This is a genomic window from Motiliproteus sp. SC1-56 (genome assembly GCF_017309075.1).
Taxonomy (GTDB): domain Bacteria; phylum Pseudomonadota; class Gammaproteobacteria; order Pseudomonadales; family Balneatricaceae; genus Motiliproteus.
The window spans coordinates 137,919-164,029 of the sequence record NZ_JAEMGS010000002.1 but is presented as its reverse complement, the minus strand read 5'-3'; the positions used below and the strand labels follow the sequence as shown (position 1 = coordinate 164,029).

Genomic DNA, 26,111 nt, shown 5'->3' with positions numbered 1-26,111 from the left:
CCCTCTCAGCGCCGCGATTTGATCAGCGGGGGTTGAGTTACAGGTAACGCTTGATGGTTCTCACCAGCTCCTGAGATTCGGGTTCCACCGCGCTGCGCCAGCTGCCGACCACCCGACCCTGGCGGTCCAGCAGGTACTTGTGAAAATTCCATTGCGGATACTGCCCCGCGGCCTCACCCAGGTCCCGAAAGAAGGGATGTGCATTAGACTGCGCCGCGTGGGTTTTCTCGTACATCGGGAACTGGACACTGTAGGTATCCCGGCAGAACTGCTTGATCTCCTCCTCCCCTCCCGGCTCCTGGCCTCCGAAGTCGTCGGAAGGGAAGCCGATAATCACAAAGCCCTGCTCACGAAAACGCTCATACAGGTGCTCCAGCCCCGCGTACTGATAGGTGTAGCCGCACTCGCTGGCGGTATTCACCACCAGGACAACCTTGCCACGGTGGACTTCGCACAGCCGCTGCGACGCGTCCCCGGCCAGCGGCCGGAAGCTGTGATCAAGCAAGGGGGGACAGTTGGAGGACTCGGCCAGGGCGCCCTGGGAGAGGAGAAGCCCCAGGCCGGTTATCATTGCCATCAACTGATTACGCATGGTTGCTCTCCTCAGATGTCAATTCCAGCCTGGCGCCAGTGGTTCTCCATCACCCGGTAGGCGGCGTCGATTTGTCGAGTCGCCTCCATCCACTCCCCGGCCTCGGCCTTTGCGCTGGCCTGTTGGTAGATGCGGTCCGCGGCCGCGCTGCCGGCTTGCACCAGGCTCGGATCAACCCCGAGTTCCTGGGCCGATTCGCCCATCCAGTCGGCAAAAAAACGCCAATCCGCGTAGCGGCGCTCCGCTTCTCGCCAGGCTTCGGCAGTCCCCGGATCGGGCTGGGCGATGACCAGCTCCTCACCACTGCGTAGCGCCACCAGCTGCCCCTGCAGGGCCCGGTAGGCCTCCGTCATCTGGCGCTCGGCCGCATCCAGGTCACCACGCTCCAAAGCCGCAAGGCCGGCATCGAACGTCGCCCGGGAGTCATGCAGGCGCGCCGGGTCTGCCCCCTCCTGCGCCGCGATTTCCTGGGCCACCGGTAGCAAGGAATCATAGCCCCGGGCCAGTTGATCCAGCCACTGGCGCTGCTTGTCACCGCTCAGGACGATATCGTCCCGGGGAGCCATCGGATAAAGCTTTCGCCCCGCCTCTTCAAGCTGCGCCAAGGCCGTTTTCTGGTTGCCGGCCTGGCTGTGGCGGCGCGCGCTTTCGATCAGATCAAGCTTGGCGTTGCGCTGCTCGGCACTGTAAAGCGGGGTGACCGAAGAGTCCGCCACCGCACGCTCCATCACCGCTATTCGGTGGCTGAGCTCCTGCTCGCTCGGCTGGTAGAGGTTGGCATGCAGCACCCCGGCCCCCAGCACCAGTGACACAACCCCTAAATGACTAATGACCTTTGCGTTCATGGCGCACCTCATTGTCGCTCGGTGGGACGTACAGCATACCCGATAAATATACTCGGATAATTTGGTTTGTCTAGGACAAAGTGGTATGTTCAGACAAAACCTGACCAGGAGCGCCCATGAACAAAGCGGCAGAGCCGAATGCCACCATCGACGAAGTCGCCCGGGACACCGGGATAGGCAAAGATACCCTGCGGGTCTGGGAACGGCGCTACGGTTTCCCCATCCCCCATCGCAACGCCCGGGGCGAGCGTCGCTATCCCCCCGAACAGGTGTCGCGACTGCGCACCCTGTCGCGGCTGCTGAACCGGGGCTGGCGCCCCGGCGCCGTGGTACCGCTCTCTGCCGAAGAGCTGAACGCCCTGGTCGAACAGGGGGCATCCGGACGCGAAGCCGCACGCCCCTCTGCGGTCAATGGCCTGATTGAGAACGCGCAACGGGGCGATTCCCGCCGACTCCAGCAGAGCCTTCAGGACATCATGCAACAGCAGGGCCCCCTGCAATTCATTCTCGATACCGCCGCCCCACTCCTCGAACAGACCGGTAACGCCTGGGCCAACGGCCAGCTCTCCATCTACATGGAGCACCTGATCACCGATCACCTGGGCCGGGCGCTGCACCAGGCCAGCGCCCGTGCCGCCAAACCCTCCCCCGGCCCCCGGGTGGTGCTCACCACCCTGCCCGGCGAGCGCCACGGCATGGGGCTGATGATGGCGGAACTGCTGTTGCGCTCCGAGGGTGCCGAGACCATCAGCCTGGGGGTTGAAACACCGGTGGACCAGCTGCTTGACGCCTGCCGGGACCTGCAGCCGCAGGTGGTGGCGCTCTCGTTCAGCGCCCTACAGAAGCGGACAAGCGTGATGGCCGCGCTACGCGAGCTCAGTGAAAAGCTGCCCTCCGAACTGGTGCTGCTGGCCGGGGGCGAAGGGGTCAGTCACCTGCGCAAACTCCCCCCCCGGGTCCGGGTCGTGCACCAGATGGAGCAGCTGGGCACGGAGCTCGAAGCCATTCGTCAAGCACTGGAGCAGCCATCATGAGCGTGCTGGTAACCGGCGCCGGAGGCGGGCTTGGCGCCGCCCTGGTCAGGCACTTTTTGGAAGGCGAAGAAGCTGTTATCGCCGTCAGCCACTCGTTGGCCCCGTCCCTTGCCGAACTGGCCACGCTACATTCGCAGCTGCGACTGATCGAATGCCAAGCGGCAGATTACCCGGAAAAGCTGCTTCAACAGCTACAGGCATATGCTGATAAACCCCGGCTGATTGTTCACTGCAGCGGCCTCTTGCATGAGCCGGGGCGGCTGCCGGAGAGACGGGTACTGGAGGTGGACGCCGCATTCCTCCACCGCAATCTGGAGCGCAACTGCCTGCAGGGCATCCAGCTGGTGCAGGCCCTCAGCCGCCTCTACTCACGCCGGGACGCCTTCTCCCTGGCCCTGCTGTCGGCACGGGTGGGGTCCATCGGCGACAACCGTCTGGGAGGGTGGTACAGCTACCGCATCACCAAGGCCGCGCTCAACATGTTTGTTTGCACCCTGGCGATCGAGTGGCGCAGGATGTTTCCTGCCGCTGCCGTGGTGGCGCTGCATCCGGGCACCACCGACACCCCGCTCTCAAAGCCTTTCCAGCATCGCATCCCGAAGCAGCAACTCAACACGCCGGAGCAAAGCGCACGCCGCCTGGCCCGAGTGCTCGAACACCTCACGCCTGAGCAAAGCGGGCAGTTCCTGAACTGGGACGGCAGCCCCCTGCCCTGGTAAGCAGCGCCGCCCCTGGCCGTACCCGCGCAGCGGCCAATCCGCAGCGCCGAGCCCCAAGTACAGAGAATCAAAACCTCTCGAATCAGAACCTAGCGAATCAGAACCTATCGAATCAAAGCAGCGAGAGCTGCCCCGAGCCGGGCGACTCCCCAAAGCGGCTGCAGTCCAGGCGCCCGCCCTGGCCGCGGGCCAACCCCAGCCGCGCACAGGCGAGCTGAAAACGCCGCTCCAGCTGCTCGGCAAGGTAACCGCCAGAGTGGGACTGGCGTGTACGCCGGGTACCCTCGGCGTTGCCCGCCTGACGCTGCACCAGCTGCATGACGTGCCGGGCGCGGCCAGGAAAGTGCTGCTGCAGCCAGGCCGCTAACCAGCTCCTTACCCCCGCCGACAGTTGCAGCCAGCCGTAGTCGGCACTACTGGCCCCGGCCCGGCGCGCCGCCGTCAGCACCGCTTCAACCTCCCCCTCATTGATCTGGGGAATCAGCGGGGCCATGCGAACCCCTACCGGCACGCCGGCATCGCTCAACGCCCGTATCACGTTGAGCCGCGATTCTGGATCCGGCGTCTGCGGCTCCAGCCGCTGCCAGAGCTGTTCGTCCAGCGTGGCCAAGCTCACCTCGACCCGACACAGGCGCTGTCGAGCCAGGGGCGACAACAGGTCAAGATCCCGCAAGATCAGCGCGCTGCGCGTCTGCACGACCAACGGGTGGCGGTAGCGCGCCAGCACCTCAATACACTGGCGGGTCATCCGCTCGCCCTCTTCAACCGGCTGGTAGGGATCGGTGCCCGCGCCCAGCACCAGCGGCTGACAGCGGTAGCCGGGCTGCTCCAGACAGGTTTGCAACTGTCTTTGCAGCCCGCTCGCCGCCTCCGTGATGACGCCCTTCGAGGCGTTTCCCCCGGTACCGGCGTCACAGTAACCGCAACCGTATGCGCAGTCCGGGTAGGGGTCCAGGGCATCGCGGTAGGGAAGTTCCGGGCGGCGATGGCGATAAATCAACGCATCCGGGTGTGGCCCGGGCTTGGGATTGGTGCCCCTTGCGGGCAGAGCGGGGGATTCCATCATCGGCTTGCCATGGGTTTTAATGTTTACATATACTGTACGCATATACAGTATCAACAAACGTACCGATCATGCAAACAGCCAACACCTCCCTGGATTCACTTTTGGACCGCGGCAACCTCTGGCAGGGAGCCCGCACCCGCACCGCCAGCAAGGGAATTCCCAGCGGCCACCCGGAGCTTGACCGCCGCCTGGCGGGGCAGGGCTGGCAGCCCGGCAACCTGATCGAACTGCTCTACACCGGCGAAGGCAGCGGCGAGCTGCGCTTGCTCTACCCCCTGCTGGCAGCACTCTCCCAACAGCCGCAGTGGATCATCTGGGTGGATCCGCCCCACGTTCCCTACGCCCCTGCCCTCGCCGCCGCCGGTATCGACATCCGCCGCATCCTCATGGTGCACAGCCGCGCACGCCAGGAGCAGTACTGGGCCCTTGAGCAAGCGCTCAAAAGCGGCGAATGCAGCGCCGTGCTGGGTTGGGCCGGGGCGCAGGCGGATGATCGCGCCCTGCGCCGCCTGCAGCTGGCGGCCAGCCAGGGCCAGGGGCTCGGTTTTCTGTTTCGCCCCAAGCGCTGCCGCCAGCTCGCTTCGGCAGCCCCCTACCGCGCCCTGCTGGAGGCGGACCCTCAGGGAGTCGCCCTGACCCTGTTTAAACGCCGCCAGGGCTGGTCACTGCCGCGCCTGCAGCTGCCGCTCCAAGACCCGTTTGGGCCGCAGGACGTGAACAGCGCCCCCCTCGCCATGCCCTGATGCATCAACCGCTCTGGATTCACCTGGATTTCCCGCTGCTGGCGCTGGAAACCCGATACACAACCCCCAATCCTGCGCCCGCGGTACTGCTCGACGGCGCCGCCAGGCGGGTTGAGCTCGCCAACGCAGCGGCCCGGCAGGCCGGTGTTCAGATCGGCATGGCTGTCGCCACCGCCTGCAGCCTCTGCCCCGAGCTGACCCTGCACGCCCCGGCGCCGACACAGGCCCGTGCCCAGCTGGAGTGCCTGGCGCTCTGGGCCGGCGCCTTCAGCGCCCAGGTCGCCCTGGCGCCCCCCCGAGGGGTCTTGCTGGAAGCCGCCTCCATGCTGAGCCATTTCGGCGGCGTTCAACGCCTCTGCCACCGCCTTGAAGAGCAGCTCGCCCGGCTCCACTTCAGCCACACCCTGGCCACCGGTCACACCCCCCTAGCGGCGGATTTGCTGGCCCGCAGCGGCGGCTTTGTCGGTGAAAGCCGCGACGAACATCGCCAGCGCCTGGGCACCCTCCCCCCGCAGCAACTGGGCCTGCCCGTGCGCGATAGCGAACGCCTGCGGGGGATGGGGATCGAGAGCCTCGGCCAGCTGCTGGCGCTGCCCCGGGATGAGCTGGGAGTCCGTTTCGGCGCCGCGCTGCTGGAGAGACTCGACCGGCTCTGGGGGCTCCGGGCCGACCCGCCCCGCTACTTTCAGCCGCCGCCCCGCTTTTGCCAGCGCCTGGAACTGGGCCATGAGGTCGAGAGTGCCCAGGCGCTGCTGTTTCCGCTGCGCCGCCTGCTGGAGGCGCTGGAAGGTTACCTGCAGGGGCGCCAGCAGCAGGCTCATGAGATTGAGCTGCAGCTGCACCAGCGCGAATCCAGCCTTCCCGCCAAGACCATCGGCCATCGTGGGGGCAGCAGCCGGGCCCAGGAGTGGTTGGAGCTGTGCCGTTTGCACTTGGAACAGGAGCGGCTGCAGCAGCCAGTGATCGCCCTGACCCTGAGCGCCGAACGCTTCAGCGACCGTACAAGCCGCAGCCTCTCCCTGTTCGATGCGCCTGCCGGTAACGACATAACCGGCGGCCTGCTGAACCGGCTGCAAAGCCGCCTGGGCCCCGGGCAGGTCAGCCGTCTGACCGTGGTGGCGGATCACCGTCCGGAGCGGGCCTGGAGCCTATTCTCTCTCGACCAGGAGCCGCCCCCCGCCACCGGCATTCCCGGTCGCCCCGGCTGGCTGCTGGCAACACCCCAGCCGCTGCCCCCCGCGCAGCGGGCCTTGATTCAGCTACTGAGCGGCCCGGAGCGGATCGTCAGTGGCTGGTGGGAGGGGCCTGCGCTGCGCCGGGACTATTACGCGGGACGCTGGCCCGACCAGCGCCTGGGGTGGCTGTTTAGGGACGACCGGGGCGAGTGGTACCTGCATGGCTGGTTCGGCTGAACGCCCCATGGATTACGCAGAGCTTCACTGCCTGAGCAACTTCAGTTTTCTGCGCGGCGCCTCCCACCCCGAAGAGCTGGTGGCGCGCGCCCTGGCGCTGGAGTACCGGGCCCTGGCCCTGACCGACGAATGCTCGGTGGCCGGTGTGGTCCGGGCCTGGGAGGCGGCCCGCGGCACCGCCCTGCAGCTAATCATCGGCAGCGAGTTCCGGCTCGAAGGCGAGACGCTGGTGCTGTTGGCCCCCGACCGACGCGCCTACGCCCAGCTCTGCACCCTGATTTCCAACGCCAGGCGGCGGGCCAGCAAGGGGAGCTACCAACTGGAATGGCAGGATTTCGACCCGGGCAGCAACCTCGACCACTGCCTGCTGCTCTACCGTCCCAGCGCCGATCTAATCCGCAGCGAAGAGCGCCTCGCCTGGCTGGCAAATCGTTTCACCGGGCGCTGCTGGCTGCTGATCGAACGCCTGCTGGACACGGCCGAGACCGGCATCGACTGTTTGCTGGCACTGGCCGCCCGCCAGGGCGTCAGCGCGGTCTGCGCCAATGACGTGCACATGCACCACCCCGACCGCCAGCCCCTGCAGGACATACTCAGCGCCATTCGCCTCGGCACCCCGGTGCAGCAGGCCGGCTTTGCCCTGGCCGCCAACGCCGAACGCCACCTGCGGTCACGCAACAAGTTGCGCCACCTCTACCCCCGCGCCCTGCGCGAGGAGACCCTGCGCATCGCCGCCCGCTGCCGCTTCTGCCTGTCAGAGCTGCGCTACGAGTACCCCTCGGAGCTGGTGCCGCCGGGGATGAGCGCAGGCGCCCGGCTGCGTGCGCTGGTGGAGGCCGGTGTCAGGCGCCGCTTCCCCGGCGGCCCTGAACCCAGGGAGCGCCAACAGATCGAACACGAGCTGCTCCTGATCGCCCAACTCAAGTACGAACACTACTTTCTCACTATCGAGGACATCGTCACCTTCGCCCGCCGCCAGGGGATTTTCTGCCAGGGGCGGGGTTCGGCCGCCAACTCAATCGTCTGCTACTGCCTGGGCATCACCGAAGTGGACCCACGCCAGGTCAATCTGCTGGTGGAGCGCTTTATCTCCACCGAGCGCAACGAGCCCCCGGATATCGATGTGGATTTCGAGCACACCCGGCGCGAGGAGGTGATCCAGTACATCTACGCCAAATACGGTCGCGACCGGGCAGGACTGGCCGCCACGGTCATCAGCTACCGTCCCAAGAGCGCCATTCGCGACGTGGGCAAAGCCCTTGGCATGGACGAGAGTCACCTGATCTGGCTGATCAGCCAACTGGACCGGCGCCACGGGGATCGCCCCTGGCTCGAACAGCTGCGGGCCCTGGGCGGCGCGGAGCCGGCCCCCATTCACTGCCTGCTGGTGCAACGGGTGGAGGAAATCCTCGGCTTTCCCCGCCACCTCTCCCAGCACGTGGGCGGTTTTATCATCGCTGCTGGACCGCTTACCGAGCTGGTGCCGGTGGAAAACGCCGCCATGGCCGGGCGCACGGTGATCCAGTGGAACAAGGACGACCTGCAGTCCCTGGGGCTGCTCAAAGTAGACATCCTGGCCCTGGGGATGCTGACGGCCATCCGCAAGACCCTGCACCTGCTGGGCAAGCGGGGCCCCGGCAGCATCGAGGCGATCCCGCGGGAAGATGCGGCCACTTACGAAATGCTCAGTCGCGGCGACAGCATGGGGGTCTTTCAGGTGGAGTCCCGGGCTCAGATGAGCATGCTGCCGCGCCTCAGGCCCCGCTGCTATTACGATCTGGTGGTGCAGGTGGCGATCGTCCGGCCCGGCCCCATCCAGGGGGACATGGTCCATCCCTACCTGCAACGGCGCAACGGCGCCGAGGCGGTGGACTACCCCAACGATGCGGTGCGGGCGGTACTCGAGCCCACCCTGGGGGTGCCGATCTTCCAGGAGCAGGTCATCCGCCTGGCCATGGTGGCCGCCGGCTTCAGCGGCGGCGAAGCCGACCGGCTGCGCCGGGCCATGGCAGCCTGGCGACGCAGCGGCAGCATCGCCGGCCACCAGCACAAGCTGCGGGCCGGCATGGAGGCCCGGGGCTACAGCCCCGCCTTTGCCGAGCGCATCTGCCGTCAGATTGAAGGGTTTGGCGAATACGGTTTTCCCGAGTCCCACGCCGCCAGCTTCGCCCTGCTGGTGTACGTTTCCGCCTGGCTGAAGCGCCACCACCCGGCGGCCTTCTGCGCCGGGCTGCTCAACAGTCAGCCCATGGGCTTTTACGCACCGGCTCAGCTGATCCAGGATGCCCGCCGCCACGGGGTAGAGGTTCGCCCCGTCTGCCTTAATGCCAGCCACTGGGACTGCACCCTGGAATACCCCGGGGGCCGCGAGAACGGCGCCCCGGCTCTGCGCCTGGGGCTACGTCTGGTCCGCGGGTTCAGCGAACAGGGTGGGCGGGCGCTGGTGCAGGCAAGACCGCCGAACGGTTTCGTCCACCTGGACGATGCGCGGCACCACTGCCCCCTGGACCGCGGTGACTGGGATGCCCTGGCAGCGGCGGGTGCCCTGGCCGAACTCACGGGCCACCGTCACCAGGCCCGCTGGGCCCTGCTGGAACCGCTGCCGGAACTCGCCCTGGGCCCGCCCGACACCTCGCGTGAGCCCACGGCATCGTCACCGGTTCAGCTGCCGCCGCCCAGCGAACGGGCAGAGCTCGAAGCGGACTATCGCCACCTCGGCCTGACCCTCAAGCGCCACCCCCTGGCCCTGCTGCGCGCAGAAGGACAGCTCAACCACTGCCTTCAGGCCGCGTCCCTGGCCCGGGCCCGGGACGGCCAGGCGGTGCAGGTGGCAGGGCTGGTCATCAACCGGCAGCAGCCGGGAACCGCCGCCGGTGTCACCTTCGTGACCCTGGAGGACGAGAGCGGGCAGATCAACCTGGTGGTATGGCGGGCCACGGCCCAGCAGCAACGCCGCGCCCTGCTGAGTGCCAGGCTGCTGCAGGTGGCGGGAGTGCTGCAGCGAGATGCCGGCGTGATCCACGTGGTCGCGGGTCGCCTCACCGATATCAGCCATCGTTGGGAGCAGCTGAAAACCCGCTCGCGGGATTTCCGTTAAGCTAGTCACAGGAGCGATCCCAATAAAAAGGAGGTCCCCATGCAGCGCCTGGCCAGTACCCTCGCGCATATCGACGGTCGCGGCTACAAGGCTTACAAGGCCCTGGAGGGACGTTACGATTTCGGCGACTTTACCCTGCTGATCGACCATGTCCAGGGCGACCCCTTCGCCGAGCCCTCACGCATACGCCTGTGCCTGAACCCGGCCCAGAGCCGGCTGCCCGATCACAGCTTCGCCAACCCTTCGCGCCGCCTGGCCCTGGAAGATTTTCTCTGCCGCCGGCTGGCCGCAACGATTCAGGCAGAGACCCGGGGCCGGCGCGGCTCCGGTCGCAGCGGCGAAGTACGCATCGCCCCCTGCGGCCAGGAGGTTCTGCTACGCGATGCGGTGGTGGTGCAGGCCGGCGCCGTGGAAGCCCGGCTGGGACTTGCCCTGCCGGCCGCCGGGCGCCGCATTTTAGCCGCCGAGGCCCACGCCATGCTGCTTGAAGAACTGCCCCGGGTGGTACACCAGGGCCTTCACTATCCGAGCCTCGACGCCAAGGCCCTGAACGCCCACCTGGGCTGCCTTGAAGACCAGCACGCCCTGCGCCGCTGGCTGCATCGGGAGGGGCTGGTCGCCTTCGTTGCCAACGGGGCCTTGTTACCACGTCGCAGCGGCATCGACGACCGCCCCCTTGGCGAAGGCGCCGTTCCCTTTGAAGCCCCTCCCTCGCTGGCACGTTGTGTCCAACTTCCCCACGCGGGCGAGGTCTGCGGCATGGCCATCGCTGCCGGCGTCACCCTGGTGGTCGGCGGCGGTTTTCACGGCAAATCGACCCTGCTGCAGGCGCTGCAGCGGGGGGTCTACGACCATATTCCGGGGGACGGCCGCGAGCAGGTCGTGTGCGAGGGCAGCGCCGTCAAGATCCGTGCCGAAGATGGACGTTGCGTCAGCCGGGTCAACATCAGCGGCTTTATCGACAACCTCCCCCTAGGGCGCGACACCCGCCGCTTCAGCACCGACAACGCCAGCGGCAGCACCTCCCAGGCCGCCAACATCATGGAGGCCATCGCCTGCGGCTGCCGCACCCTGCTGATCGACGAGGACACTTCCGCCACCAACCTGATGATCCGCGACCGCCGCATGCAACAGCTGGTCGCCCCCGAGCAGGAACCCATCACCCCGCTGATTGACCGCATTCGCGACCTCTACCGGCACCATGGCGTTTCGAGCATCCTGGTCACCGGCGGCTCAAGCGCCTACCTTGACGTCGCCGACCGAGTACTGATGCTGCAGCAATACAGGACCCTGGACGCGACGGGCCAGGCACGCGCACTGTGCGGCGGCACACAGCCAGTCGGCCCCGACGGTCCCCTGCCCCTTGACTCCGTGCGCCAGCGCCTTTTGGCCGCCCCCCCCGAGTGGGCAACACCCACAAAAGGACGCGCCCCCAAGGTCCAGGCACTGGACGGAGGATGGCTGCGACTGGGGGAACAACGCTTGGACCTGGGCCGGGTGGAACAACTGGTGGACGCGGGGCAAAGTCGGGCGGTGGGCCACCTGCTGCGCTGCTGGCTGGCGGACGTCGACCCTGAGGCACCGGTTCTGACCCAGTTGCAGGCCTGGATAAGCCGGCTTGAAGAAGAAGGAATGACCGCGCTTTCCCCCTTTGCACCCGAACCCCACGGCGGGCTGAGCCTGCCCCGCTGTTACGAAGTGTACGCTGCGCTGAACCGCTTGCGCTGCTTGGCTTGGCGCTGAGTCAAGCCCTTTTCCGGGCGATTTTTTTGGGGTTTGAGCTGCAGGATGGTCGAAAAACGACGATAATTGACCTGCTAGGAGAGGACTAAACAACCCCGCCCATGGACGGCAAGAGACGACCGAGTATGATCACCCAAGAGACCCATTCCGCCCCGGCCTTTTCGGCGCGCCTGCTGCGAGCGCTGCGAGGGGGCCTGAACCTGCGTCAAGTCTGGCACCGTACATTTCACCGCGAAGCCGAGCAATGGACCCTGGTCCAGTTTCGCGACGGCGCCGACAATTTTTACCACAGCTGCCACAAGGTCACCTGCCGCCGGTGCGGCATTCGCCATACCCAGAATCGACTCTGGCCCAAGTTCGACGCCGATCACAACATTGGCTATGAGCTGGCCGAAGCACGCCGCTTAGCGAGCGAAGTGGGCCCCGAACCCACCTCCAGCATGAGCGACCCGGTAGCATCCGAGCGCTCCCTTAACCACTGATCCCGATCCCCTGACCACACCGCGGGCTTGCGTTCATTCGGCAGGCGCCGCGGTGTTTTTTTACCCCTGCCTTGCCACTCTCAAAAAAACAAAAATCGCGACTAAAGTTGTAGGCTTTGCGGGCGATTAGTTATATATTCACTAATGTATCGCGGAGGGAATCGAATGAGCAGATACCAAGATCAGGACGAAGACATCGTCTACGTCCTTTCAAACAACTAGAGCAACCAGCTTCTACGAAAAACCCTTTGCCTCGCGGCAAAGGGTTTTTCTGTTTAAAGGGGGAGAACGCAGCGAGATGCTAGTGCAGGGTCACCCCGATCAGATCAATTTGCGGGCGCAGCTGGTCAAATTCCCCACGTAACCGGCTCAGGGGCGTGAGGCCAAAATCCAGGGGCTCCGCCGGCCGCTCGTACCAGCTGAGGGTCGCCACCCGGGTCATCAGGTCAAATTCGCCGATCAGGGCATCAAGAAAAATCATGACCGCTTCCACCGCGGGATTCTGTTCCTGGTCGTCGAGCCCTTGAAGGTAAACGCTCAGATGGAACTCTCCGCCCGCCAACCGGTAGCTGTACCAGATATCATCCATGCGGAAGTCTTCGTCGGCCACCCGAATGCTGCGCGGCAAGGGGTCGTGACGATTGTTGAAGGCCTTGATCCGCACCCCGTCGATGGTCGGTGCCGCGTCCACCAGACTCAACACCGCCGCAATGGACTGAGCGTAGCCGTCGCAGCCGAAAATCATCTCGATCCGCTGCCCCTGCTCGTCCCGCTCGAAGTGGAAGGTTAGGTTGCGGTCGATGCTTTTTAGCCGCTCCTCGTAGTGGCGGAGCATCTGGTGCGCGCTGGACTCGTCTGCCTCTTCCAGCAAACGGTCGATGGTGTTGACCACTTCGCACCAGAATTCGGTGATTTTTTCGTAACTTGGAATCATCAATCGCCTGTCAGGTCCGGGGCACCACGACACCGGTCTGGCCCATGTACTTGCCGCTGCGGTCGGCGTAGGAGGTTTCACAGACCTCATCGCCTTCCAGGAACAGCATCTGGGCAACGCCTTCATTGGCGTAGATCTTTGCCGGCAACGGCGTGGTGTTGGAGAATTCCAGGGTCACATGCCCTTCCCATTCCGGCTCCAGCGGCGTCACATTAACAATAATGCCGCAACGCGCGTAGGTGCTCTTGCCCAAGCAGATGGTCAGCACGTTTCGAGGAATTTTGAAATACTCCACCGTCCGCGCCAGTGCAAAGGAGTTGGGCGGAATGATGCAGACATCCGACTCCACATCGACAAAACTCTGATCGTCAAAGTCCTTGGGATCGACCATGGAGGAGTTGATGTTGGTGAATATCTTGAACTCGTTGGCGCAACGGACATCGTAGCCGTAGCTCGAGGTGCCGTAGGATACGATCCGCTCCTCTCCCCGGGTACGCACTTGGCCCGGTTCAAACGGTGAGATCATCTCCTTTTCTTCAGCCATGCGGCGAATCCAAGTATCTGACTTAATACCCATATGCTCGTTTCTTGACTGCTGGTGGTTGCACGAAGCCGCCTATCATACCCTCAACGCAAAAAAAATGCCGCCCCTTTTATGCAGCGCGGCATTTCGCGTCAACGGGCACTTCAACGGCGGTCAGTCGTTCTGAACCACGATTTCAGGGAACACGTTGGCGTAGTTCTTGCGCTTTTCCGCCAGCCGTGCACTCAGCGTCAGGGCGATATCCCGGTAAAGACGCCCCTCTTCCGAGTCCGGAGCCGATAGCGGGATGGGGTGACCGGCATCCGACTGTTCCCGAATGCTCAGCTTGAGCGGCAGCCGCCCGAGCAGCTCCGCCTGGTACTGTTCTGCGATCTGCTCGCCACCGCCGGTGCCAAAAATCGCCTCGCTGTGGCCGCACTGGCTACAGATATGCAAGCTCATATTTTCCACCACCCCCAGTACCGGAATCTCCACCTTGCGGAACATTTCGATCCCCTTTTTGGCATCCAACAACGCGATATCCTGGGGAGTGGTCACGATCACCGCCCCGGTGACCGGCACTTTCTGCGACAGGGTCAACTGAATGTCGCCGGTGCCCGGGGGCATATCCACGAAAAGGTAGTCCAGATCATCCCAGCGCGTCTGGGTAATCAGTTGCTGCAGGGCGCCGCTCGCCATCGGCCCGCGCCAGACCATCGCCTGGTTTTCATCCACCAGGAAACTCATGGACATGGCTTGAATGCCGTGGACTTGCAGGGGATACATCGCGTCCCCGGTCGCCTGGGGCCGCGTGCCCGGCTCGATACCCAGCATCCGCCCCTGGCTGGGGCCGTAGATATCCGCATCCAGCACGCCGACCCGGGCCCCTGCTGAAGCCATGGCCAACGCCAGGTTGACGGTCGTGGTGGATTTGCCAACCCCACCCTTCCCCGAGGCCACGGCGATGATGTTGCGCACGTTGGCCATGCTTTTCATGTTCTTCTGAGCGGCGTGAGCGAGCACCTTGAAACCCACCTCAAGTTCAAGCCCCTCGACTCCTTCGAGCGGTGACAGCAACGCCTCCAGCTCTTCCTGCAGCTGCGCCTCAAGGCCCCGAACCGGATACCCAAGCATCAACTTCAGGTGCACCTGGCTTCCCACCAAGTCCAGACTTTTGATCGCATTGGCTTCCTCTAAAGACTGCCGGGAGTAAGGGGGACGGTAGGCTGCCAAGACGCTTTCAACCGACTGCAGTGCTGCTGTCATGGGGTTCTCCAAGATGCTGTTGACTCTACTTGATGAGGATGAAGTTGCAATAACCAACCACTGACGTCAACTTTAATCGTTGCGAACCAGCAAAACCCCGCACTCCTTGTGGTCGGTATAGGGGAACTGGTCGAACAGGGCCAGGCGGGCGATACGGTGGGTTTGGGTCAGTCCCGCCAGGTTATGACGCAGGGTCTCAGGGTTGCACGAGATGTAGACTATCGCCGGATACTGCTGCACCAGGGCTTCGGTGCCGGCGTCCAAGCCCGCCCGTGGCGGATCTACCAGCACCGTGGAGAAGGCGTAGCTGTCCAGGTCGATGTGCTGGAGGCGGCGGAACGGCCGCACCTTGGCCATAGCCTGGGAGAACTCCTCGCTGGAGAGCCGGGCCACGGTGAGGTTCTCAATGCCGTTGGCGCGAATGTTGTCTTCCGCCGCCCGCACCGAACTTTTGGCCAACTCGGTGGCCAGCACCCGACGGAAGTTAGGCGCCAGGGCAATGCTGAAATTGGCGTTGCCGCAGTAAAGCTCCAGTAAATCGCCACCCCGCCCCGCGGTGGCATCCAGTGCCCAGCCCAGCATGGCCCTGTTGATCTCGCCGTTGGGCTGGGTAAAGCTGTTCTCCACCTGCTTATAAAGCAGTTCGCGCTCCCCCAGTTTGAAACGTTCAACGACAAAATCCCGATCCATCACCAGCTTGGTCTTGCGGCTGCGGCCAATGATATCGATGCCGAAGCGTTCGCGCAGCGGGCGGGCCGCCTGCTGCCAGTCGTCGCCCAGAGGGCGGTGGTACAGCAAGGTAACCAGCAATTCCCCACTCAGGGTGCTGAGAAAATCCACCTGGAACAGCTTGCGCCGAAGGACCGGGTTACCCCGAATCACCTCCAGCAGCTCAAACATCGTGTTTTCAATCCGCTCGCTGACCATGGGGCAGCTGTCAATCCGCAGCGGCTGGCGCTTGTCCCCGGGGGCAAACATCGCGTAGAAGATGTCATCCCCTTCGTGCCAGACCCGAAACTCGGCCCGCAGGCGATAGTGGCGTGGGGGGGAAGGAAACACCTCAAGGGGTGGCAGCTCGAAATCCCCCAGCAGGGACTTCAGTTGTTCGGCCTTCTCGGCCAGTAACGCTTGGTACTGTTCGGGGTAAACGCGGCCCTGATTCATACGGCGGTCCGGATTGCTGAAAAAGCGGCTTATTCTAACAGCCGGGGCGGCCCCTGAATACGGCGCCCGCCTTTGTTAACCGGCGCGATGGGTATACAATCGCCCCTCCGATCATTTCAACGCCTGTCACCCAAACGGTAGTCAAAGTCGATACTATGTCTTCACCCCGCAAGATTCTCGTCACCAGCGCCCTGCCCTACGCCAACGGCTCCATCCACCTCGGCCACCTGCTGGAGTACATCCAGACCGATATCTGGGTTCGCTTTCAGAAATCCCGGGGGGAAACCTGCACTTACGTCTGCGCGGACGACGCCCACGGCACTGCTATCATGCTCAAGGCAGAGCAGCAGGGCATCAGTTCCGAGGAGCTGATCGCCAACGTCAGCGCCGAGCACCAGCAGGATTTCGCCGCGTTTCTGGTGGGCTTCGACAACTATTACTCCACCCACTCGCCGGAGAACCGCGAGCTGGCGGAACTGATTTATCAGCGCTGCAAGGAAGCCGGCCATATCTCCACCCGCACCATCACCCAGGCTTTCGACCCCGAGAAACAGCTGTTTCTCGCCGATCGTTTTATCAAGGGCACCTGCCCCAAGTGCAAAGCCGAGGACCAGTACGGCGACAACTGCGAGGCCTGTGGCGCCACCTACAGCCCCTCGGAGCTAATCGACGCCCGCTCGGCCATTTCCGGGGCCAAACCGGTGGACAAGGAGTCGACCCACTTTTTCTTCAAGCTGCCCGATTTCACCGAGATGCTGCGCCAGTGGACCCGTAGCGGCACCCTGCAGGAGGAGATCGCCAACAAACTGGCCGAGTGGCTCGACGTTGGCCTGCAGGAGTGGGATATCAGCCGTGATGCCCCCTATTTCGGGTTTGAAATTCCTGGCGAACCCGGCAAGTACTTCTACGTCTGGCTGGACGCCCCCATCGGCTATATGGCGAGCTTCAAGAACCTCTGCCAGCAGGACCCGACGCTGGACTTCGACGAATACTGGCAGAAAGGCTCCGACACCGAGCTGTACCACTTTATCGGCAAGGACATCATTAATTTCCACGCCCTTTTCTGGCCGGCCATGCTGGACTGCGCGAACTTCCGCACGCCCACGGCCGTCAATGCCCACGGGTTTCTGACCGTGAACGGCAAGAAGATGTCCAAGTCCCGGGGCACCTTTATCAAGGCCAGCACCTACTTAGAGCACCTGGACCCCGAGTACCTGCGCTACTACTTCGCCGCCAAGCTCAACAGCCGGGTCGAAGACCTGGACCTGAACCTTGACGACTTCGTGCTGCGGGTCAATTCCGATCTGATCGGCAAGGTGGTCAACATCGCCAGTCGCAGCGCCGGTTTCATCACCAAAAAGTTTGACGGTGAACTGGCCGAGCAGTGCGCCGAACCCGGACTGATGGACGAATTCGTCAGGGCCGGCGAGCGGATCGCAGATTTCTACGAGCGCCGAGAATTCGGCCAGGCGATGCGCCTGATCATGTCCCTGGCCGACCAGGCCAACGAGTACATTCACCAGAAAGAGCCCTGGGTGCTGGCCAAGCAGGAAGGCCGCGAACAGGAGGTGCAAGCCATCTGCTCCGTGGGCATCAACCTGTTCCGCCTGCTGATGGTCTACCTCAAACCGGTGCTGCCGGCGATGACCGCCAAAGCCGAAGCCTTCCTCAACGACAGCCTGGACTGGGAAGCCTGCGGACGGGTCCTGCTGGGTCATCGTATCAATAAATTCAAGCCCCTGATGACCCGCGTTGAAAGCGCCCAAATCGAGGCCATGCTGGACGCCTCTCGCGAGGCGCTGGCCGAGGCGTCGCCCGCCGCCCCCGCGGTCGAAAGCCCCCTCGTTAAGGAGCCTATCGCCGAGGAGATCACCTTCCCTGACTTCGCCAAGGTTGACCTGCGCATCGCCCGCATCGCCAAGGCGCAGCACGTCAAGGGCGCCGACAAGCTGCTGCAGCTGACTCTTGATCTGGGCGGCGAGACCCGTAACGTGTTCGCCGGCATCAAAACCGCCTACCGCCCCGAGGACCTCGAAGGCAAGCTCACCGTGATGGTGGCCAACCTCGCCCCGCGCAAAATGAAGTTCGGGATGTCCGAAGGAATGGTGCTGGCCGCAGGGCCGGGTGGCGAAGAGATCTGGTTGCTGGAACCCCACGCCGGCGCCCAACCGGGCATGCGGGTCTGCTGACAAGGACTGCCCGCCGGGTTCGGCGGGCATAAACGAGCCCCGGAGATTGCTAAAGACTCTGGGTTACGGCAAACTGAAACGCATCGAACTGATCAAGGACGTAGTCGATGCGAACCTCCCCCCGGGATTCTTGTTCTGGTAGAAACCAGCCTTCCAAAAAGTCGCTGCTCACCCTAGCCGGACTCGGGCTTGTTCTGGTGCTGCTCACCGGCTTCACGCCGCTTAACGCGATCCACAGTACCAGCCACGACGTCCGCCACGCCCTTGGCATTCCCTGTCACTGATCACATGCTGAGACGCTTGCTATTCAATGCCCTCCTCGCGGGCCTGTGCTGCGGCTCCCTGACCACGCTGATTCAGCAAATTGAAGTAGTCCCCCTATTGCTTGAGGGAGAGGCAATGCTGAACAACTCGGGCATCGTGGTTCAGTTTCCCGCACCGCACAGCCTGCCGGCCGCCCCCCCTACCGATCCCAATGCGCGCCTCGTGGGAACCCTCTTCAGCAACGTGAGCATCGCCCTTGGCTTGGCGCTAATCCTGCTCGCCGGCATGACTTGGCACGATTACTATTCGGGCCGCTCGCGGACTGATCTTTTCAAGGGGCTCCTGTGGGGGGGCGGCGGCTTTCTCGCCTGTTTTCTGCTGCCCTCGATGCTACTGCCGCCGGAAACCCCGGTTACGCAACACCTTGCCCAGCATTCAGTGCTGCCTCGACAGTTCGCCTGGCTGCTACTGGTTTTCAGCGCCGCGGGCGGATTGCTACTCTTCGCCTATACCAAACGTGGGGCGCGACTGATCGGTCTGCTGCTACTTGCCACTCCGCAGGCGCTGACATTTTTTTACGACGTAAACAGCGCTGCGCCCGCACTGCACCCTGCAGACAGCCGTATGCTAAACCACCTCGAGGCTGGCTACTTTACCGCCGCCACACTAAGCAACCTGCTTTTCTGGCTGCTTCTGGGACTTATATGCGCCTACATGTGCCAGCGGGGCCGCCCTCCTTGCAGCGACCTCCCAGAACCGGATGCGGCACGCTGATTCTTTCAGGCTCACGGACGAGCCCATTTTCGGATACTTTCGACGCCCTACGAACAGCGGCTCGGAAGCCGCAAGGGCGTTTTCAAGCAGGATGCCCCAGCCGAGACACCGTGTCGGAAAGCTCTGCCTTGTTTATCTTCGGGCCTACTTAGTCAAGGTCAACGCCCACACCTCTAACTGCATTCTCCAATACCTTCAAAATCTCAACAAAACAAATTCTTGCCTCGCGTTTCCCCAGTTGTTGCTATGCTAGTTCAGGGAAGAAAAGAACGTCTTCATTAGAATTTGGAGAGCGCACACGATGAAAGGATTGCCAGCCGACCGTTTGACGGGAACGATGCTAGGAATTGTTCTCATAGCCCTATTGAACGGTTGCACCAATAACTTCTCCTACCCCCCGTTACCGGCCTCTGTTCCCAAACAACCCTTTACCACCGATCCAGACCAATACCGTTACCTCGTAGGCCCCGGGGACGACCTGAACATTTTCGTCTGGCGTAACCCTGAGGTTTCCGGTTCCGTCACCGTGCGTCCCGATGGCATGGTCACCACCCCTTTGGTGGAGGACATCCCGGTCAGCGGGCTAACTCCCACAGAAGTCGCGCGGCTGGTAGAAGAAAAGCTGAGCGTTTACGTCAAGGAGCCGATCGTCACCGTCCAGGTCGATCAATTTCAAGGCCCCTTCTCTGAGCAGGTCCGAATTGTCGGCGAGGCCAGCGAGCCTAAAGCACTTCCTTACCAGGAGGACATGACCTTGCTGGATGTAATGATTGCGGTGGGTGGGTTGACCGAGTTCGCCAGCGGCAACCGCGCCAGCGTAGTACGCATTGTTGACGGTGAGCAGCAGCAGTACGGAGTTCGGATCGACGACCTGCTGAGCGACGGAGACATCTCCGCCAACGCTGATCTCCTACCCGGCGATATCATCATTATTCCCGAGGCCTGGTTTTAACCGCACAACAACGGAGCGTCACCCATGCAGGATGTCATCGACCAGTTGGTCGTTTATTTAAAAGGAATTTGGGTCAGCAAGTGGATTGTGCTCCTAGTCGCCTGGACGGTCTGTCTGCTCGGCTGGCTGTTTGTTCTCAAACTCGAAGACCGCTACGAAGCCAGCGCCAAGGTCCATGTCGATACCCAGTCACTTCTGGCACCGCTACTTCGCGGACTAACTATACAGACCAACCCCGAGCAACAAGTGAGGCTGATGGTCAAAACTCTCTTCACAAGGCCTAACCTTGAGAACATCGCCCGCTTGGCAGACCTCGATATTCACTCCAACACCACTTCCGAGTTTGACGCTTTCATCGATAAACTGGCATCTGACCTCTCGCTCAAACGAGCCGGCCGGGAAAATATCTATACCATCTCCTACCACAGCAACTCGCCAGACCAAGCCAAAAATGTGGTTCAAGCGACGCTGACCTCGCTGGTGGAGAATACGCTCGGGGATAAGCGCGATGACACCAGCTCGGCGGCGGACTTTCTCGACCGTCAAATCGCCGAGTACCAGCGTCGTCTGGAAGCGGCCGATAATGAGCTGAAGGAGTTTAAAAAGGAAAATTACCACCTGATGAGTAGCAATCAGGACTTTTACGGCAAAATACAGGCCCTTCAAGGCCGTATTCGAAACATCCAGTTGGACCTGCGTGAAGCCGAAACACGGAGACGCTCCCTACAGCAACAAATCAAAGGTGAAATACCGACTTTCGGCATCCTGAGCGAAGGCTACGGGCGGCCGGACGTTGAGGTGCGCACGGTATACGATGAGCGCATAAAGGCGTTGGAATCCATGCTCGACGAGCTCCGGCTTAAATATACCGACCGGCACCCAGATATTCGTCAGGGGCAAGAGATGCTGGACAGCCTGATCGCCGAACGCGACGCCGAGTTGCAGGCGCGCCTGAGCAATTTGGGCGATTCAGTCAGCGCTGGCCCCTCGGTCGACCAAAACCCGGTGTACCAGCAGCTCAAGATTTCACTGGCTAACGAAGAGACGCTGGTGCAGTCACTCCGGGTACGGCTAAGCGACTACCAGCAACAGCTCGCGGATCTCGAAAGCAAGGTCAACACTATCCCCGAGATCGAAGCGCAGCTTAAGCAGCTGGAAAGGGGCTACGGGATCACCCAATCAAAATACAACGACCTGCTCAGCCGCAGGGAACAGGCCCGGATTTCCCAGGACGCAGACGCAACCGCGGACAGCTTTCAGTTCAGGATCATTGAGCCGCCCCGTACCCCGACGTCTCCTGCGGGCCCGGACCGCCCCAAGCTGCTTTCGTTCGTTTTGATCAGCGGCCTGTTAGCGGGCTTGGGAGGTGGTTTTTTTGCCAGTCAGGCCCGGCCCGTTTTCTTCAGTTCCAATCAGCTGCAAACCATAACCGGCTTCCCTGTGCTGGGTGTTGTTACCTTGGTTGCCTCACCCGATATCGTTTCAAAGAAGCGCCGCCACGTGGTCTGGTTCATCGCACTTAGCGCGATACTGTTGTCAGCTTACTTGGCGTTAATGGCGATACAGTTTTTCCCGGAAATAAATCAGGCTGTGATAAACCTTATACCTGATCTGCCCGCAGAGCTCAGCCTGAAGTCCGCACCAAGTCCGGCGAGCAATGCCTGAAAGCTATCCAGCCTGTTAAGTGAGGGATCATGAGTACTATCGAGCGCGCGCTTGAGAAACAGCGTCAACTGGAAGAAGCAAAGCAAAGAAAAATCCCGGGAGGCTCTCAAGAGGCGCCCTCCCTCAAAGCCCAGCAGGAGCTACCGGCAAAAAACCAGGCGCATTCGTTCGCTGAGCCAAAAGCGGCTGAAGACAACGGTAGTTGGTCTGGCCCCGAACGCCAGCCTTCCCGTCAGTGCACCATTGATCTGAAGCGCCTGGAGCGAATGGGCATGGTCAACCCCTCGGAAAACTTCAGCCAGATCAAGGAAGAATACCGATATATCAAGCGCCCCCTGCTAAACAATGCATTTGGGCCCCAAAGAGCGGATAACGCGAACCTGATCATGGTTACCAGCTCCTTCCCCGGAGAAGGTAAAACGTTTAACGCCATTAACCTCGCGATCAGCATGGCCCTTGAGCATGATCGTCAGGTGCTGTTGGTTGACGCTGACGTAATTAAGCCCCAGCTTGGAGAGCGGCTTGGGCTGGATGCATCACTCCCCGGACTGATGGATTATCTAAAGGGGGAAGTCTCGGTGGAGGATATTTTCCTTAACACCAACATTCCCAATTTGCGGGTAGTTACCGCAGGCGGTCGTTACCACCATTCCAACGAAATGGTGGCAAGCGCCAAGATGGCAACGTTTATGGAAGAGCTTTCCACACGCTATAGCGACCGGGTTGTCGTGTTCGACTCGTCGCCCCTGCAAGGTGCCAGCGAAACCAAGATCATCGCACAGATGACCGGTCAGGCGGTTCTGGTGGTGGAAGAGCTGCGGACCACGCAAAAACAGGTCGAGCAGTCACTTAACCTTCTTGGGCCTAATACAAAGGTCGGGCTAATTCTGAATAAGGCGAAGATTGGTAGAAAGGATTACTATGGTTATTACCACGCGTCGACAAACTAACTACGCGCACTCTCGGAAAGCCGTTCTCTTGAGTTCGTTGCTGCTGACGCTCCCTAATTCGCAACCGGTTTTCGCCGCCCCCGACTGGAGATTAACCCCAACACTAAACCTAACCCAAAGCTTTACCGATAATTTCAGGCTTAATACAAGTGACGGCTCAAGCGAATTCATTACCGAAATAACCCCTGGGGCGACCCTGACTCGCCAGGGCAACCGGGTTAATCTCGCCCTAAACTACCAAATGCAATATGTGGACTATCTGTCCACGCTAACCAGCGACCAGGTGAATCACAGACTCAGCCTCTCAAGCGAGTCCGAAATTATCGAAGACAGCCTATTTCTGGATGCAAATGCGCGCTACACCCAGCAACTGATAGACAGACGCAGCGCCAACACCGGCGACAACTTGCTGGATCCTGGAAATTTCACCGACACCTGGGTCTTTGACCTCCAGCCCAGCTGGCGCCGTCGGCTGGATACTCCGCTGGGAGCCAAGACCACGGTGGGTATTGATACGACCGTCAATACCGTTGGTTACAACAACCTCGGCGATGACAGTAGCGGGTACGGTATACGCGCTTTTGTAGAAACCGCGGCCGGAAAAACACCTTTTAGCTGGTCAATCAGCGCCGAACACCGCAGGGCTGATCCGGATCGATCCCTGACACAACAAACGGAGACCTACGACGCAACGATAGGCTATCGCATCAGCCCTAAAACCGAGGGGCGCTTGCGTTACGGATACGTTGATAACCATCTGGACGACCCGACAGATGAAGATGCCGGAGTCGGTGACTTTTGGGGCGCACAACTGTTGTTACACCCCAATGCCCGCACCACGCTTGATATCAACTATAACAGCCGGCTGCTCGGTACCAACGATCGTGGTTTCACGTTGACTCACAGACGGCGTCATACAACTTGGTCGCTGAGGCACTCGGAGAGCGTCAGCAGCACCCGCCAGGAATTTCTACAATTTACGCCCGCCGGGGCGCTGATTTGCCCAGCCGGAGACGATTTTTTGCTATCAGAATGCAGGCTGGTCGAGAGTGGGGAAGCCGTATTGCCTGGCCCCGACGAGCAGGTTTTTGTTGTTGGAGCCCCGCTGCCGACACTTCGTGAAGACCGCTTTATTCAAGAAAGCACCAACGCCAACTTGGTCATAAAAGTCAGCAAGACAACGCTTAATCTTGGCCTGTTTCAACGCGACCGCGAACTCCAGCAGCAGGTATCCAAAGAACGTGACAGCGGTACGAATATCGCTTGGACACTGCGTCTCAGCGGCCGCACGAAAACCACGGTTCAGTTTACCTGGACACGTATAGAAACCCTGGGGCTACCCACAGACTACCAGCGTGCAGTGGTGTTCATCGGCACAAAAAAACTGACTCCCGAAAGCGGGCTTAGCTTGACGATTCGCCACAACGAGCGGGATTCGTCGGACCCCAGACGAGCGTTTTCGGAAAACCGCGTGGCCATTGCCTACAACCGCACATTCTAACGAGAGGGTACAGGGTATATGTACGAATCCTTTTTTGGGCTGATTAGCAAACCCTTTCAGCTAAGCCCCGACCCCCAGTTCTTTTTTTCGAGCAAAGGGCATAAAAGAGCACTTTCATACTTGCAATACGGCTTGAGCCAGGGGGAGGGCTTTATCGTTATTACCGGGGACGTTGGAACCGGTAAAACAACTCTCATGCGTAACCTTCTGGCCAATGTTCATCGGGAAAACATCATTGCAGCGCAGTTGGTCACCACGAAGCTGGACGCCGATGACCTGCTGCGGATGATTTGCAGTTCTTTTGGCTTACCGGTCGAGGAGCGCTCAAAAGCCGTTCTTCTCCAGCAGTTTCAAGATTTTTTACGGTCCGCTCACCAAGCCCACAAACGGGTCTTGTTGGTGGTTGATGAAGCGCAAAATCTGCCAGCCAGCGCCATCGAAGAACTGCGGATGCTTTCTAATTTCCAACTGACCGACGCGCCGTTATTGCAAAGTTTTCTACTGGGACAGCCCGAGTTGCGCGCTATCGTTCAGGCCCCGGCAATGGAGCAGTTTCGCCAGCGGATTATCGCCTCCTGCCACTTGAAACCCTTGGACGCCGATGAGGTGAAGGAGTATATCCTCTGGCGGCTTAGCATTGCGGGCTGGACCCAGAACCCTCAATTTGCTGAATCGGCCTTTTCCCATATATACCGGCACACAGCAGGCGTTCCCAGGCGAATTAATATTTTTTGCGACCGCTTGCTGTTGTTCGCTTTTCTGGAAGAAGTCCCTGAAATCGACGAATCAGTGGTCAACGCCGTTGCCGATGAATTGGCCGAAGAGTTTTCTTCACCTACTACCCAAAGGGGCAGCGTTGTGCAGGCTGAAGCCCCGCCCCGGCAGCAGGAGATCCAGGCGCTTGAGGCGCAGTGCGCTCAGCTGAACCGGCACTTGACCGAACTATTGAACGAAAAGGTCGAGCTGATGCGGCTGGTAGATGGAAAACTTAAGGGCAAGCTCAAACAGCTGATCAATGAAAAATGACGGGCACGGCATAAGCCAAACACACTCGCGCCCGTTGTCAGCATTCTTTACAACCAGTACTTCAGTCGGAAAAAAAGATATAAAAAAACACTACTAATCAATTAGATAACATCATGGATCACTTTCTGCATGAATTTCAGCAATATCTTATTCAGCGCATACTACAATGGATGGTATAGATGCATAGACGCGGTGCCAGCTAGGTAGCAGACCAGCAATGGTGCAAGTAGCTAATAAGAAGTGCTTTGAATTTCTACTTTAGGGGCTCGATAAGGATGAACAGGAGAACCCAGTCACAGGCCCAAGGCCGCCGGCGCTTTCTGAAGAACAGCGCCGTAGCGTCTACAGTGATCGTTGGCGCATCCAGCCGGCCGCTATGGGCCGGCGTTAGTTGCTCAGTTTCAGGGACGATGTCGGGCAATCTCTCAAACCAAGTGGAAGACCCCTGTACCGCCGCGCCCGCCACGGCCTTGTCACCAGGCTACTGGCACAAATGGATAGAAGTCTTCGAGGCCGTTTCCACTTATAACAGCTACAACGAAGCCTGTGCCGGCTGCAAAAACATCAAGGATGCAGCCGCATTTGAAGTGGGCACGATGTCCAAGAACAAACTGGACTCTGTATTTGACACCCTCGGCGGAGAGGGTACCCCAATCAACGTCCTCTATAATTTTTTAAAGGCCGCCAAAAACGTTCCCAAGGAGACGCTTAACCTCTTTCCTGCCGAAGCAATGATGATCACCGAGGCAGGCAATGCCGTATTGGATACATCAGATATCCAGCTAAGAAATTTCTTCGCTGCGGCCCTTTCCATTGCCCTTGGCGGGGCGTTTCCTGAATTCCCCTTCCCTGACAATCCTTGGACCCTTGAATACCTGATTCAAAACCGCATTGACCATCCCGACGTACTGAACAGCCTCCTCGAAATTTTCTTTGAAGGCACTGACGGCGATCACCTGATACCGTCCAATTTGGGTACCGTCGCTGAAATCGGAATTACCGATCCCGAAGCAGCCTTCGACTGGGCCAAGGCGGAGTTGAGCGCCAGTTAGGCATGACACAAGGAAACTCAAAAATTTGGGGGGATTTCTGGGTACTGAGCGGCGACGTGTCAAACTCACATTGCGAGCTCGGCTCGGTTCGAGTGGTGTACCACCCGTGCACAGGAGA

At 61.1% G+C, this 26,111-nt stretch carries 23 protein-coding genes; 16 read left to right on the top strand and 7 right to left on the bottom strand.

What is annotated here, in order from left to right; all coding sequences use genetic code 11:
* Positions 1-37: 37 nt before the first annotated feature.
* Positions 38-592, bottom strand: a complete 555-nt coding sequence (locus JGZ97_RS02575) for a glutathione peroxidase (protein ID WP_207061044.1) — start codon at positions 590-592, stop codon at positions 38-40.
* 11 nt (positions 593-603) lie between these two features.
* Positions 604-1,437, bottom strand: coding sequence for a hypothetical protein (locus JGZ97_RS02570; RefSeq protein WP_207061043.1), 834 nt, complete (start codon positions 1,435-1,437; stop codon positions 604-606).
* Between the two features lie 116 nt (positions 1,438-1,553).
* Between JGZ97_RS02570 and JGZ97_RS02565 the strand changes: the two genes are divergently transcribed.
* Both JGZ97_RS02565 and JGZ97_RS02560 read left to right on the top strand, forming a co-directional pair.
* On the top strand, positions 1,554-2,471 hold the full coding sequence (locus JGZ97_RS02565; RefSeq protein ID WP_207061042.1) for a MerR family transcriptional regulator: 918 nt from the start codon (positions 1,554-1,556) through the stop codon (positions 2,469-2,471).
* Positions 2,468-3,190 carry an SDR family NAD(P)-dependent oxidoreductase gene (locus JGZ97_RS02560; protein ID WP_207061041.1) on the top strand — a complete coding sequence of 241 codons (723 nt, stop codon included), beginning with the start codon at positions 2,468-2,470 and terminating at the stop codon, positions 3,188-3,190. Before JGZ97_RS02565 ends, JGZ97_RS02560 begins: the two co-directional genes overlap by 4 nt.
* A gap of 112 nt (positions 3,191-3,302) precedes the next feature.
* On the opposite strand, the gene JGZ97_RS02555 is transcribed toward JGZ97_RS02560, so the two are convergent.
* A complete protein-coding gene (locus JGZ97_RS02555) occupies positions 3,303-4,256 on the bottom strand; it encodes a radical SAM protein (RefSeq protein ID WP_207061040.1) in 954 nt (317 codons plus the stop codon).
* Between the two features lie 68 nt (positions 4,257-4,324).
* Here JGZ97_RS02555 and imuA point away from each other — a divergent pair, with 68 nt between their 5' ends.
* The 5 genes from imuA (at position 4,325) to JGZ97_RS02530 (ending at position 11,733) form a co-directional block, all read left to right on the top strand.
* Positions 4,325-4,999: a translesion DNA synthesis-associated protein ImuA gene (imuA, locus tag JGZ97_RS02550; RefSeq protein WP_207061039.1), complete on the top strand. Its 675-nt coding sequence runs from the start codon at positions 4,325-4,327 to the stop codon at positions 4,997-4,999.
* A complete protein-coding gene (locus JGZ97_RS02545; protein WP_207061038.1) occupies positions 4,999-6,411 on the top strand; it encodes a DNA polymerase Y family protein in 1,413 nt (470 codons plus the stop codon). Before imuA ends, JGZ97_RS02545 begins: the two co-directional genes overlap by 1 nt.
* Positions 6,412-6,418: 7 nt before the next feature.
* A complete protein-coding gene (locus tag JGZ97_RS02540; RefSeq protein WP_207061037.1) occupies positions 6,419-9,508 on the top strand; it encodes an error-prone DNA polymerase in 3,090 nt (1,029 codons plus the stop codon).
* A 39-nt stretch (positions 9,509-9,547) separates the two neighbouring features.
* Entirely contained in the window at positions 9,548-11,251 is a 1,704-nt protein-coding gene (locus JGZ97_RS02535) for an ABC-ATPase domain-containing protein (RefSeq protein WP_207061036.1), read from the top strand.
* 125 nt (positions 11,252-11,376) lie between these two features.
* Positions 11,377-11,733 carry a hypothetical protein gene (locus JGZ97_RS02530; RefSeq protein ID WP_207061035.1) on the top strand — a complete coding sequence of 119 codons (357 nt, stop codon included), beginning with the start codon at positions 11,377-11,379 and terminating at the stop codon, positions 11,731-11,733.
* A 301-nt stretch (positions 11,734-12,034) separates the two neighbouring features.
* On the opposite strand, the gene JGZ97_RS02525 is transcribed toward JGZ97_RS02530, so the two are convergent.
* The 4 genes from JGZ97_RS02525 to trmA form a co-directional block, all read right to left on the bottom strand.
* Complete coding sequence (locus tag JGZ97_RS02525) at positions 12,035-12,667, bottom strand: hypothetical protein (RefSeq protein WP_207061034.1); 633 nt, start codon at positions 12,665-12,667, stop codon at positions 12,035-12,037.
* A gap of 10 nt (positions 12,668-12,677) precedes the next feature.
* Entirely contained in the window at positions 12,678-13,244 is a 567-nt protein-coding gene (gene dcd, locus JGZ97_RS02520; protein WP_207061033.1) for a dCTP deaminase, read from the bottom strand.
* 120 nt (positions 13,245-13,364) lie between these two features.
* Positions 13,365-14,456: an iron-sulfur cluster carrier protein ApbC gene (gene apbC / locus JGZ97_RS02515; protein WP_207061032.1), complete on the bottom strand. Its 1,092-nt coding sequence runs from the start codon at positions 14,454-14,456 to the stop codon at positions 13,365-13,367.
* A 72-nt stretch (positions 14,457-14,528) separates the two neighbouring features.
* Positions 14,529-15,620 (bottom strand): tRNA (uridine(54)-C5)-methyltransferase TrmA, encoded by a 1,092-nt coding sequence (gene trmA / locus JGZ97_RS02510; protein ID WP_207061031.1) that lies wholly within the window; start codon positions 15,618-15,620, stop codon positions 14,529-14,531.
* 155 nt (positions 15,621-15,775) lie between these two features.
* Here trmA and metG point away from each other — a divergent pair, with 155 nt between their 5' ends.
* From metG to JGZ97_RS02465, 9 genes are all read left to right on the top strand, one after another.
* Positions 15,776-17,809 (top strand): methionine--tRNA ligase, encoded by a 2,034-nt coding sequence (gene metG / locus JGZ97_RS02505; protein ID WP_207061030.1) that lies wholly within the window; start codon positions 15,776-15,778, stop codon positions 17,807-17,809.
* 107 nt (positions 17,810-17,916) lie between these two features.
* Complete coding sequence (locus tag JGZ97_RS02500) at positions 17,917-18,093, top strand: CbtB domain-containing protein (RefSeq protein WP_207061029.1); 177 nt, start codon at positions 17,917-17,919, stop codon at positions 18,091-18,093.
* Positions 18,094-18,097: 4 nt separating this feature from the next.
* Positions 18,098-18,847, top strand: a complete 750-nt coding sequence (locus JGZ97_RS02495; protein WP_242521516.1) for a CbtA family protein — start codon at positions 18,098-18,100, stop codon at positions 18,845-18,847.
* 337 nt (positions 18,848-19,184) lie between these two features.
* Positions 19,185-19,799: an XrtA/PEP-CTERM system exopolysaccharide export protein gene (locus JGZ97_RS02490; protein ID WP_242521485.1), complete on the top strand. Its 615-nt coding sequence runs from the start codon at positions 19,185-19,187 to the stop codon at positions 19,797-19,799.
* A gap of 24 nt (positions 19,800-19,823) precedes the next feature.
* Positions 19,824-21,464, top strand: a complete 1,641-nt coding sequence (locus JGZ97_RS02485) for an XrtA system polysaccharide chain length determinant (protein ID WP_207061026.1) — start codon at positions 19,824-19,826, stop codon at positions 21,462-21,464.
* A 29-nt stretch (positions 21,465-21,493) separates the two neighbouring features.
* Complete coding sequence (locus JGZ97_RS02480; RefSeq protein ID WP_207061025.1) at positions 21,494-22,414, top strand: XrtA-associated tyrosine autokinase; 921 nt, start codon at positions 21,494-21,496, stop codon at positions 22,412-22,414.
* 28 nt (positions 22,415-22,442) lie between these two features.
* Positions 22,443-23,915, top strand: a complete 1,473-nt coding sequence (locus JGZ97_RS02475; protein ID WP_207061024.1) for a TIGR03016 family PEP-CTERM system-associated outer membrane protein — start codon at positions 22,443-22,445, stop codon at positions 23,913-23,915.
* A gap of 18 nt (positions 23,916-23,933) precedes the next feature.
* Positions 23,934-24,941: an XrtA/PEP-CTERM system-associated ATPase gene (locus JGZ97_RS02470; RefSeq protein WP_207061023.1), complete on the top strand. Its 1,008-nt coding sequence runs from the start codon at positions 23,934-23,936 to the stop codon at positions 24,939-24,941.
* Positions 24,942-25,216: 275 nt separating this feature from the next.
* Positions 25,217-25,993, top strand: a complete 777-nt coding sequence (locus JGZ97_RS02465) for a hypothetical protein (RefSeq protein WP_207061022.1) — start codon at positions 25,217-25,219, stop codon at positions 25,991-25,993.
* The last annotated feature ends 118 nt before the right edge of the window (positions 25,994-26,111 follow it).